We start from the raw sequence: 12800 nt of genomic DNA, 5'->3' as shown, positions 1-12800 counted from the left end.
GATCAGCACAGCACTAGCGGTAAAAAATAACGTAAGTGCCACTCAGATTCAAGTGGATACTGCGGTAGAAGTGTTAGGGAATGCTGAAGCTACTTTCAAAGCGGCGGTCATTAAGGGCGTATCAGCAGATCTAAACAAAAATGGAAGACTCGATGTAGGTGACCTTGCAATTGTTGCTTACCATTACGGTAAGAATTCAACGAGTGAAGATTGGGCGACTGCCAGTATGGCAGATATGAATGGAGATAATAGGATCGATATTATTGACATTGCATACATTGCAGCCAAGATCCTCGAATAATTTTAAGGAGGAATATAATCCATGAAAAATAAATACAAGAGTAATCGTCGTAAAATATCCATAATAGCGTTATCTGCGGCAATGCTTTCAGGGGATTTACTTTCAGGGCATGCTGTGCTCGCAGCCGAATATGATCCTTTAGCAGTTTTGAATGCATCAAAGGTTCTCTCCCTGGAATTTGAAAACAATCTTAAGGATAGTTCATTAAAGGGGAACAATGGGGCAATGAAAGGTAGTAATTATTCTTACATTGAAGGCGTCCATGGAGGTAAGGCTTTAAAGTTGGATGGAAGCACTTACATTGATCTTGGGAAAAGTGGTACGCTTCAGCCATCGGATCTTACACTATCTTTTTGGATCAAGCCTAATGCTACTATGACCGGCGAGCAGATGATGATGTGGAACAAAACCGCATGGTACAGCGACGGATGGTATGTATCGTCGGAGAATGAGGGCAAGCCGCTGGCCATATCATTGGGATCATCCGATACCAATATGCAGCCTTACAAAGTAAGTGTAAGCGGCAATAGAACAGATTTTTTCCCTGTCGGAGTTTGGACACATGTTGCCATCACCTATGACAGTAAGACGAAGACGGTAAATATGTATCGTAACGGAATTAAGCAAAGCACAAGTGTTGATTATAACTATGGCTCTAATGGTGCTGATGGACTTATTACTCCCGACGAAACAACCCAAAAATCAATTGGTTATAACGGTCCGAATTATAATGGAGCTTACGCCAAATTTGCTCTCGATGATTATGAAATTTTCAGCACCGCAGCCCGATATGAAGATATTCTCGCGTTGTATGAGCAACAATCCGGAACCACTTTCGATTATGAGATGGTTGCTAGAAGCGATGCGGAATCGATTTCGCTCCCTAAGCAAGCCAGTGGGGATCTATCCCTTCCTTTGAGAGGCAAGTCGGAATCGACAATCTCATGGACATCAAATAATGAGAATGTAATTGATTTATTGGGAAGCGTAAACAGGCCGACTGCTGGAGAGTCGGATGCCACTGTAACATTAACAGCAATTGTAACGTTTGGCGGGAAACAAGTTTCCAAAGAATTCATAATCACGGTACCCGCGAAAAATGACACGGACTTCTTGGAGGATGTGCCTATGTCCAACGTGGTATTAACAGATAACTACTATACGAATGCATTTGACAAAGATGTAAATTACTTGTTGTCATTGGAACCTGATCGTCTTCTTAGCGCATTTCGCACGACCAGCGGTTTTACGGCTAAAGCTCCGGTCTACGACGGGTGGGAAAACACAGAAATTCGGGGGCATACGCTAGGGCACTACCTATCGGCTATCTCAATGGCGTATGTGAATGCGAAAGGCGAGACGAAAGCCCGTTTGAAAGAACGGCTTGATTATATCATTGATGAACTGGCAGCTTGTCAAGATGCAAATGGCAATGGATATGTATCTGCGTTCCCAACCTCATTTCTCGACAGAGTAGAAAACGGGCAGGCGGTTTGGGTACCATGGTATACCATTCACAAGGTTTTGGCTGGTTTAGTCAGTGCTGCTGAGTTCGGCAACAATGAGAAAGCGATCCAAGTGGCGGAAAAGTTTGGTGAATATATTTACAACCGCACTTCCAAATGGGATGCTGCGATGAAAGCAAAAGTCCTTAGTGTTGAATATGGTGGAATGAATGATGCCCTATATGATCTGTATAAGCTTTCCGGGAACGAGCACATAAAATTGGCGGCTGAGAAATTTGATGAAAAGAACTTGTTTGATTCCTTCTACAATAACGTGGACGTCTTAAATGGCAAACATGCAAATACGACGATTCCGAAGGTCATTGGAGCCTTGAAGAGATATACAGTTCTTGATCAAGCGGAGAGTGAAAAATATTATCTACAGGTAGCAGAAAATTTCTGGGATATGGTTGTGCAGCATCATTCCTATATTACAGGAGGCAATAGTGATAACGAGCATTTTGGTCCTGCCGATTCTCTAGACGCCGAGCGTACGAATGTGAACGATGAGACCTGTAACGTCTATAACATGTTAAAGCTGAGCAAAGAACTTTATAAGATTACAAAAGATAAAAAGTACGCAGACTTTTATGAAAATACATACACGAACTCGATTATATCTTCCCAAAATCCCGAAACAGGAATGACGACTTATTTCCAGCCAATGGACACAGGATATTTTAAAGTATTCAGCAGCGAGTTTTTCCATTTCTGGTGCTGTACAGGAACGGGTATGGAGAACTTCGCGAAGCTAAATGATAGTGTTTACTTTACTGGAGAAAATAGTATTTATGTCAATATGTATCTATCTTCGATCCTGACGATGCCTGATAAAAATTTGAAAATCACTCAACTTTCTGAGCTTCCAAATACGGGGAGAGGAGACGCTTCTTCCGGAAAGGTTACTTTTACACTTAACACAACAGGACCAACAGACACCGTACTTAAATTCAGAATACCGGATTGGGCGAAAACAAACCCACAAGTAAAGATAAACGGAATGACAGTTCAAAATTACACGGTAGACAATGGTTATATCGCGCTTTCACAAAACTGGACAGACGGCACGACAATTACACTGGATTTCCCGATGGAGGTTGTATTGTACAATCTGCCTGATGGTCCGGATACCATTGCCCTTAAGTATGGTCCCGTTGTGCTTAGCGCAGGATTAGGGACAAATAACATGACCACAAGTCCGCATGGTGTTAATGTATTGAAACCGAATAGGGATACATCTGCAAGAGACTTCATTACGGTAACAAATGGAGATATAGAGGCTTGGAAGACGAATATCATGCAAAATCTTGTAAAAACACCTGGAAAGCTTGAATTTACGTTACGAGGTACAGATGTTGATGGGGGGCTCTTAACGTTTACCCCGCATTTCACAAGATATTTGGACCGGTACGGCATCTATTTCAATCTTGTCTCCGCAGATTCAGAATTTTTCCAACAAGCCATCCTTAGAGAGAAGGAAGCAGGGAGGACAGAATCTTCAAGCGTTAGTTTCGTTATTGTAGCGAACGATCAATATGAACTGGCCGCAAACCGTCTTACATCCAATTCTACTGTCGGCACCTACAATGGCAAGCCGTACCGGGATGCTCGGGCTAATGGATGGTTTAGCTATGATATGGAAGTAACCCCAAGCGTGGCTAATTATCTGTCTACAACCTATTATAGTGGTGACGTTGGACGCAAATTTGATATTTACGTCGATGATAACAAATTTGTGAGCGAAACGATTGAAAACAGAAATCCAGGAGATTTCTATAACCAGATCCGTAAAATTAAGCAGGAAATGGTGGATAACAGTAGAACCAAGATCGTAACTGAAACCGATGGAAATGGAAATTCCGTGCAAAGAATGATACATTATGTAACAGTTAAATTTGCTAGCACAGGAGGATTCGTGGGAGGATTGTTTGATATCTTCCGTGTGATTACGGATTTCAAATCCAATCCGAACTTAATGAGTTTATCGTTTGATAAAGGAACGTTATCCAAGTCATTTGATCCTAACCTGACGGAATACACGCTGACCGTACCTCGTTCGGCACAATCTGTTACGATGAAAGCGAATCCTACTGACGAATATGGGATTGTGTATGTCGGTAATATTCTGATCAATGATAAATTGGAGCGTACAATCACATTAACGGGAGATACCACCGAACTGGTGCTGACAGCGAAAGCGGAGGATCACACGACAGCGAAGCAGTACACCGTTCATATTGTAAAAGGTGAGGATACACCAGAAAGTCCGGCTATATTAACGGGGACAGGAAGCGTTGGTTCCAATCAAATCTTTGATGTAACACTAGGAACGAACACAATAATGACGAATGTGTATGCCCAAGATATAACATTCGAGTATGATCCTGAGCGTGTTGAATTTGTTGCGGCCGAGCCCCTTAAGGAAGGTCTAACCATTGTGGGTAAGGCCCTATCGCCAGGGAAAATACGGTTGCTTATTGCAGATTTGCAGCCTGGTCAGGAAGCGGATAATCTTTCGAATTTGTTGAAGCTGCAATTTAAAGCCAAGCAGGTTAATAAAACGGAGACTAGTACAGTACGTGTGACTAGTATGATTGTGGCGAACGGAAGTGGAACAGAATCCACAATAACGAATCCGGCTCCATATCAGTTTAATATTACAGTAGACGTTACCAAAGACGCCTTGCGTGCTGCTATTAAGCAAGCTCAAGCACTATACGACGTAGCTGTTGAAGGAACAAGACCGGGACAATATCCGGCAGGTGCGAAGACGGCGCTTTCTGCAGCCATTCAAAGTGCCGATAGCGTGTTTCTAGATAGTACTGCGACGCAGGAACAGATTGATCAGGCGCTGAGCCAATTAAGTAACGCAGTACAGATTTTTGTAGCTGCGGTCATTACCCAAGCGCCGGGAGATGTCAATGGAGACAACAACGTTACAATCGGTGACCTTGCTATTGCAGCAGCCCATTATGGTTTCACCTCGGCGGATTCAAATTGGAATCAGTTTAAAACTGCCGATGTAAACAATGATGGTAAGATCGACATTGAGGATTTGGCAGCATTGGCAAGATTAATCTTTGCTGAGTAAGATGGTGATTACGTTCTGCGAGGTTGTCTGTATTATTGGAGAATCCTGATCAAGAAAAGCTTCCCTTCCCACGGCAATAAGCGGGAAGGGAAGCTTTTTATTTCAACGCTGCTAGAAGCCTTTTCAGCACAACAACGGATTCAGCTCGGCTGGCATGCTCTTGCGGAGCAAATTCTCGTTCTGTTCTTCCGTTTATTAGGCCGGATTCTACTGCAAGTGCAACTGCTTTTTTGGCCCAATTGTTGATGGCAGTCTCGTCGCTAAACGTGATGGATTCGTTGACCGTCATATCATCCATATTTATCCCGTTTGCATGGGCTTTAGCCCTCAATAACATGGCTGTCATTTCTTCTCGGGTGATATTTTGTTCCGGTGCAAACGCGTTATCCGAGAGGCCGTTGATAAGTCCAGCTGCATAAGCCCTTTTCACACTGGTCTCAAACCAGGCTCCAGAGGGTACATCGGCAAAAGGATTTATCCCTGTATCGTCCTTCAGATCTAATGCTTTGATGTCTGTCCAATTAATGATTGTCGTTCCTGCCTTTTTTGCCTTGAAAGTGATGGTGCCGATATCTACGGACCCCTTCTCACCACTCACTTTACCAACTTTCGTATGAGCAAAAGTAATTTCATTGTATTTCACTATAGGTGGAACGGAGAATCCGTTAATAGCTGTGGTCGCCTTAACCACTTCGACATTGTTGGCATCGATGCCAAGTTTTACTTCATATGCGAATAAGTCCTCGATATTTTGCGCCTTCAACGTAACTGTAAATTCTCCGTTGGCTGCTTCTGTAACGGGAGCCGTCATCTCGAATTTGGATTCGTTTGTTGCAATTGCAGGTGCTGCTGCAGCTAAAGTTAAACATAGATTGCAAAATAGAGTTGTTATAATCAGTTTACGTTTAAGCATGTCTACCATCCTCCAATATATGACGAGGGGGATGAGTCTCTCCCACTCGTAGCACGAAAATATACCATAAACTCAAAATATGAAATTGCAATAGCACTAGCGATTTTAGTGTGATTCTATTATAAACCTGTGTCATAACTAGAATCGATGAAGATTTACATTTCAAAAATTATAAATTTTTATTCCTCATTTTGAGCAATGACAAACTAACAATACTTTCGAATAAATGATTCAACTTTATAAAATATTAAATTTCCGAAAATACGCTCTATATCTTCTAATTCTTAATCCGAGAAGCTTTGTGAGATTGTTACTATGGATGCTGTAAATGCATGTTTACAGTAAAGAATAATTTTCTCCCATAAAAACGAACTTTTTACCGAGACACCATAGATAACCCAAAAAATTTATACGAAATGAATTTGAAAGTCCGTATAAAGTTATTATGGAAGCGTTTTATAATGGGGTCACACCAACCAAAAGGTGAATGTAGGAGAGGAAATAAATCATGAAAATGAAGAGGGAAATGGGAGTCTTGATTGCAGCTTCCTACATAATGTTATTCACGGCGGCTTGCGGCTATAGTGCCACTACGGGGATGATCAATATTGCGAACTAGGATCTAATTTGTAAACGCTTTCGAAAAAAATACAAATGATCTATTATCCTTCCATGGAGTTAAATAAGGTTTGTATATCATATTATTAATAGTTAATACAGAGTTGCAGAGATAAGAAGATAGTCTACACCGTCGTTGACAAACAGTTAAGCTGCTTTTAACTGTTAAGGCTGTAGAAGGACGAGACTTTGTATTCGCTTTGGTGTAAGCGTTTTCAAGATTTACAGACCAACATTATAGGGAGGTGTTTATATTGACCATCAAGCTACTTACAACGTAACCCTAAGGACAAGTGCTCAGTAAGAAATGAAGGAATATTTGATGGTCAATTCATTAAAGTATCCAAATCTTTAACAAAAACAATATTTTTATCGGTATAGTTGTAAAAATTCCGAAATCTAAAATTGGCGACTCTAAAATGAGAAGTGAGAGGTTGCCTTAAGAAAAGGAGTAAAACGAAGATGAACCGTGAAAAACTCTTAATCAACGTCTCCCGCATGCTCGTAGTCATCATGCTGTTCTCTTTCTTCGCGTTTGCCCCCGTCCCGGCCGCTGCAGCCGAAGGTGAACAGACACATGAACTGAACAACCTCATTGCAAAAGCTGAAGCTTTAAAAGCCGGTAATGAGGAATTCCCACTTCAAATTAGCCACACTGACGTTGGATCCGATGTGAATAAAGCTCTCCCCTGGGTGTACGCCGACGAACTCAAAGATCTTGATAACGCGCTGGAGTTCGCACGCAATGCGCTCACTCCCGCCAGCGAAGCCATAGCCAGTCTTGAAAATGCAATAGTGAGTTTCACTGGAAAGATCAAAGCGGACGGTTCAGATCCTTATTTCCGTCTTGATCCGGGTCCTGGTAGAATACCTGTAAAAATTACTGCGCCCACTAATGTCTGGACCTCAAGAACACCGCTTGACAACCGTGTCCCTGCCGACTTTGCTGGTGGTAGATACAAAGTAATTCCGTATCCTTTTGTAGATTCCCAAGGCAAAGCTGATGTGCTCCAGATTAATTACGTCCATAACGGAAAAACCACCTTCGGAGGAATGACCCTCCAATCTCCGTTAACCCCGAGTGTAGATGTCCCCGCAGGCTCAAATATTGAGTTTGATGTGTACTATCCCAAGAGCGCGCAGGGGAAATTTATGAGGTGGAGAATCAGAAATGCCGGCTCTGACATCGATACCTACCTAAGGGAGTACGAGTACAACAACCTTAACCCCGACTGGATCGGCAGCTATAACGGTGAGACCTGGTTATTGAAGCACACCAGCATTACAGCTACAACAGGCACTTCCTCAAACTTCATTCTTGAGCTCCATGGCGAGAACGGCCGTCCCGCAGAAACTGGTATGCTTCTTGTCGCCAACATCAAAATAACCGCACCGGACCCTAACGGTGTTGCACTTCCTAACGTTGTCAATAAGGAAAATCAAAGTGTCGTAACGCCTTTAAAGAATGTTTATAACAGGCAAAATGGCACGTTCATGGTTGGTACGATCGGAACTGGAGCAGTAACCGGAACAAGAGCCAATCACTATGAAATCTTTGTCGACGGCAACAATCTCAAGGCCGAAGGAACGCATCCCCGCGGCCCTAGTTGGCTGAAAAGCGTTACTGGCGAGGCTCTGAGCGGCGCAACCACCACCCCTGGTATAGGTGAATACAGTTTACCGACCAGTTCTTATCAAGCAATCAGGGATTCCGGAACTCCCGGACAGTATAAGTCTCACGCCCACGTTTTGGCATGGTACAACCAGGCCCCTGCATGGATGAGACAGATGATTCCCGCGACCATTCCCTTGGGATATAATGGAACAACCGATTACTATGGATTGGGCAACGGCGTTACAACAACGGTTAAGGTAGATAAAGAAATGGCCAGAAGAGTGCAATTTAACCACACAATGTACGTGATGCGGCATTTCCTGACCACAGATACGAAGTATGGCTCAAGTGTATCTCGCGGAGTAATCCCCTTCAATTCATGGGATGTGCTAAACGAGGAGGTCCACGAAAGCCGCCACAGTGAGACCATCCCAGCGGATCCGAACAGCTGGAGACAGACACTGAAAAACACCAACTGGCTTTGCCGACTACTAGCCCAGGCGGCGGCGCGGTCGCTCCCGCAGTAATCAATGTCAGACAGTCTGACGCCCTTGGTTATGAGTACGCGTTGATGTACAAACTGTTTAACAGGTTCGCCCCTTACATCGATCACATCATCAGCTGGGGCGTAGCCGGCTCAGGGTGGCAGGGAAGCTATGTGTTGTTTGACAGTCAGAGCAATGCCAATGCCGGCTACTATGGCGCTGTGAATCCGGACAGATTCGTTCTTGGACATTCATACCTGGACGATTTCTTTGCAGGCGAATACGAGAAACTCCAGAACAACTATGCAATTGACCTTGGGGATCTTGGCATGTATACACCTGGTAATGGAGAAGAAGTCAAATCGCTTACAGCAACAATCGCAGCTAACAACAGTGTGACACCTGAAAGTACTTTTACAGCTGCTGTTAGCCTGGATAGCGTGACACAAAGCGTGTACGCAGAGGATATCACGTTAAGCTATGATTCAAGCGTATTCGATTATGTTAGTGCAGCGGGTGCAACCAGTAACATTCAGGTTCTGAGAGAAGATACTACTACCCCTGGAAAAGTGAGAATAATTTCCGTAAATGTCGGAGGGATAGCTGGAACCAGTACACCGGTTTTGAATATAACCTTTAAAGTAAAGTCCGGTGTTCAGAATACGACTGGAACCATTGCAGTCTCTCAAGCGAAGACTGGCGGTCTTGATGGAACCGTAACCACTGCGGCACTGAGCAGCAAGACGATATCCGTTGTTGGTACTAATCAAGTGGATAAAGCTGCTTTGAATGCAGCAATTACGAGTGCACAAAGCCTGTACAACGCGGCTATAGTAGGTACTCAACCTGGCCAATATCCGCAAGCAGCTAAAGACGCACTCCTTGAAGCAATTAACACCGCAATTGCTGTAATGGACAATGCAAGCGCAACTCATGCCCAAGTTGACAGTGCTCTTGCAGCACTCAACACCTCCATTGACACCTTCAAAGGAACAGCTAATAAGAATGCAGACATAAACGGTGATGGAGAAACTAACGTAGGTGACCTCGCGATTGTAGCTTATCACTATGGMAAGAACTCCACCAGCGCAGATTGGGCAAAAGCTAAGGTTGCTGATATGAACGACGATAACAAAATTGATATCTGGGATCTTGGGTATGTCGCAACCAACATCAATTAATTCGTTAGTTATACTCTATTACGCATGATCTGCAGATTCCGCAGCAGGCGAAGCTGGTTGTGCATTTTCGGGATGGAAAGTTGAGTGAGGTTGGATAGGCTGAGGGCCGGGACTCCGTTGGGGTTCCGGTTTTTAAATATTTAACTTAATTATATATAAAAGTAAATTAATGTTAATTTATAATGGTTGGTTTTTATTATCCTTTTATACATAGAATTTAGGACTCTAGTCTTATAATGGGTATCATATATTTGAAACGTATTAAACCTATGCTATTCTTAATAAAGAACTCCCACATAGATATCTTATTTGTAAGGTTCTTTTTCCACGCACTTTAGATCAGTCCTCTCTTAATTGTTATATCCACAATAATTCTTGTCGAATTGAAAAGAAAGGAAGTAATCACATTATGAATGGTTTCTCGAAGTATATAGGCGGGATTTCCATTAAGAACAAAATATTCATAGCGAATATATTAATCATTGTTGTATTTATTTCCACTCAGTCGTACTTTGCCAACACGATTTCACAGAAAGCCCTCATCGAGAAAGAGATCAATAATTCATCCCGAGAACTTGTGCTCATCAAAAACAACCTTCAAACTTTGGTAGCTACAATTGAAGACTATTCCAAAATTTTGGCCAGCGATTATCGATTGCAAAACGTGCTTTATAACGATTTATTATTAAATAGTGAGTTCAATGCAAGCAGGCCGGTTGAAGGTTTAAATAACCTTTCGATGAAAAAGACCCTTTCAGAGACGATCAGCAATATTGTGGAGCCTAACACAAAAATTAAAGCGGTAAGCATTCTCACTTCGAATCATCACTGGGTGGACGTCGGGTTTGCCGATAATGCATATGCTTCCCGCATATTCGGTGAAGGTTATGGAACAGATGATCGTTTCTATTTACCCACTTGGACAGGCTTAATTAAATTCGGATTCTTGTATGAAGGTGAACACAATGTATTCGCGGTTTCCAAAACGGTTATTCATAAAGATACGGGTAAAATGGTAGGCAGAGTTTTCTTGTACGTGAAAGAAACGACGATTGCTTCAATTTACGAAGGGGAAAATAAGGGAGGGGAATTTTATATCGTCGATTCCGCCGGCCGAATTATTTCCTCACAGAATAAAGCCATGTTATACCGGGATTTCAAGGAAGCCGTCTCCATAAGCATCCCCGAGAATGGTAAAGACACAGCATTTACCCAGGGCAGCGGAAGCCAAGAAATGTTGATATTCACGCAGCGATTCGAACCGTTGAAATGGACAATTGTAAGCGTTATCCCTATGGATGATATTTCTTCAGATCGGAAACAAATCAATCAATTGATGATCGGGATCGGCGCAGCATGCTTGCTATTAGCATTAATTGTATCCTTTCTATTGTCCAGATCGATCACGCGCCCCATCTTCCAGCTTGCTAAGACAATGAGAGAAATCCGGACGGGAAAGATGCAAGTCAGAAGTACCTACCAATCCAAAGATGAGATCGGATATTTAAGCGAGGGCTTCAATAACTTAATGAATCGCATTGAGGCGCTTATGGCCGAAAACGTCGAGAAACAAAGGACAAAGGCTGAGATCGAATTTAAATTGCTGCAATCGCAAGTGAAGCCACATTTTTTGTACAACACGGTTGAAACCATTATTTCGCTCATTAAGCTGGGCCTAGGGAAGCAAGCCATACAGGCAGCCCAATACATGGCGAATTTCTATAAGATCTCGTTAAGCAAGGGTAACGATATCATATCGATAGGTGAAGAGATGCGTTTAACGGAAAGCTATTTGGAAATTCAGCAGCTACGTTATGTGGAATATATGGCGTATACGATGGAAATTGATGATGAAATACTGACGTATTCGATACCGAAGTTGACCTTACAGCCAATTGTGGAAAATGCCATCTATCACGGATTAAAGCTCAAAAAGGAAAAAGGAATCATACGTATTACAGGAAAGCGAAGCGGCAACAATGTGGAAATTGAAATTTACGATAACGGGGTTGGTATGCACAATAATCAAAGTAAGGATATAATGGCCGGATCCAATGTTCTTGATGAAGCTGGAGGATTTGGGATTAGAAGCGTATCTAATCGGATCCAAATGCTGTATGGGGAAAGATACGGACTCCAAGTTGAAAGCGAACACGGCGTTTATACTAAAATTAGAATCGTATTGCCTCTTCGTCATCATTAGCTCCCGCTCGCATCCATGAGGCTGGCATTTCTATTATCCGCAAAATAAGGAATGAATAGAATAGGGGGAAAGAGCATGTACAAAGTGCTTATCGTCGATGATGAATATTACTTCAGGCAAGCCTTGAAGATTTCGCTGCCGTGGAGTGAGCTGGGCTATCAAATCGCGGGGGAAGCAAAAAACGGGGTGGAAGCACTGGAACTGATGGCCGACATAGAGCCTGATGTCGTGTTGGTCGATATGAATATGCCGATTATGGATGGATTGGAGTTTATACACAAAGCCAAAGAGCGCGATCGGAAATTAAAATTTCTGGTGTTGTCAGGCCACAGCGAATTCGCGTATGCCAGACAGGCCGTACAGTTAGGCGTTATAAATTACGTGCTGAAACCTATTAACGAAGAAGAACTTCAAAGCTCCTTACTTGATATAAAGGAACTGATACGAACGGAGCGTCTTGGCGAACTTGAGTTGGACGATTTAAGAAAGCAGGCGAGCGAAGGCCTGTCTGTCATGAAGGAGCAAGTGCTGAATGGTTGGCTGCAGGGCAACGGTATCTCTAGTTCCAGTTACGAACGGGATCAATTAAATGATTTGGGAATAAAGTCGGAAGGGTTGCATTATCGGGCGATTGTCGTCGATCTGGATACAAGCGATGAGAGGAACCTTGAGGAGGGTATGCTGATTCGCAAAGCCAGGGTGCAAGAAATCGCCCAAAATGATATGCAAAGTGCCTTTCAGTGTGTCGGCTGTTATGATCATGATGCCCATCTGGTTCTGATCATRGGATCGCCTGACGGCTCATTCAATAAGCTGGAAAGCATTTGCGAACGGATTCGATTGAACGTAGAGAACGATTTAGCCTGTACGGTAACGATCGGTTTAGGG

General features: G+C 43.0%; 7 protein-coding genes. 6 read left to right on the top strand and 1 reads right to left on the bottom strand.

The window, feature by feature from the left end; genetic code table 11:
- Nucleotides 1–301, top strand: a 301-nt coding sequence (locus tag AC1DUA_RS20825; RefSeq protein WP_477501591.1) for a dockerin type I domain-containing protein, incomplete at its 5' end; no start/stop codon positions are given.
- Between the two features lie 21 nt (nucleotides 302–322).
- Nucleotides 323–4897, top strand: a complete 4575-nt coding sequence (locus AC1DUA_RS20820; RefSeq protein ID WP_477501590.1) for a beta-L-arabinofuranosidase domain-containing protein — start codon at nucleotides 323–325, stop codon at nucleotides 4895–4897.
- Nucleotides 4898–4994: 97 nt separating this feature from the next.
- Here AC1DUA_RS20820 and AC1DUA_RS20815 read toward each other — a convergent pair whose 3' ends face one another.
- Nucleotides 4995–5810, bottom strand: coding sequence for an S-layer homology domain-containing protein (locus tag AC1DUA_RS20815; RefSeq protein ID WP_477501589.1), 816 nt, complete (start codon nucleotides 5808–5810; stop codon nucleotides 4995–4997).
- Between the two features lie 1080 nt (nucleotides 5811–6890).
- On the opposite strand from AC1DUA_RS20815, the gene AC1DUA_RS20810 reads away from it, so the two are divergent.
- From AC1DUA_RS20810 to AC1DUA_RS20795, 4 genes are all read left to right on the top strand, one after another.
- On the top strand, nucleotides 6891–8570 hold the full coding sequence (locus AC1DUA_RS20810; protein WP_477501588.1) for a hypothetical protein: 1680 nt from the start codon (nucleotides 6891–6893) through the stop codon (nucleotides 8568–8570).
- A gap of 44 nt (nucleotides 8571–8614) precedes the next feature.
- Complete coding sequence (locus AC1DUA_RS20805) at nucleotides 8615–9709, top strand: cohesin domain-containing protein (RefSeq protein WP_477501587.1); 1095 nt, start codon at nucleotides 8615–8617, stop codon at nucleotides 9707–9709.
- Between the two features lie 409 nt (nucleotides 9710–10118).
- Nucleotides 10119–11912, top strand: a complete 1794-nt coding sequence (locus AC1DUA_RS20800) for a cache domain-containing sensor histidine kinase (protein ID WP_477501586.1) — start codon at nucleotides 10119–10121, stop codon at nucleotides 11910–11912.
- 75 nt (nucleotides 11913–11987) lie between these two features.
- A partial coding sequence (locus tag AC1DUA_RS20795) for a response regulator (protein ID WP_477501585.1) occupies nucleotides 11988–12800 on the top strand: 813 nt, incomplete at its 3' end.

It is taken from the genome of Paenibacillus sp. 01T422 (assembly GCF_056398785.1).
The sequence above is the reverse complement of the archived record's forward strand: the minus strand, read 5'-3'. Positions and strand labels throughout refer to the sequence as shown.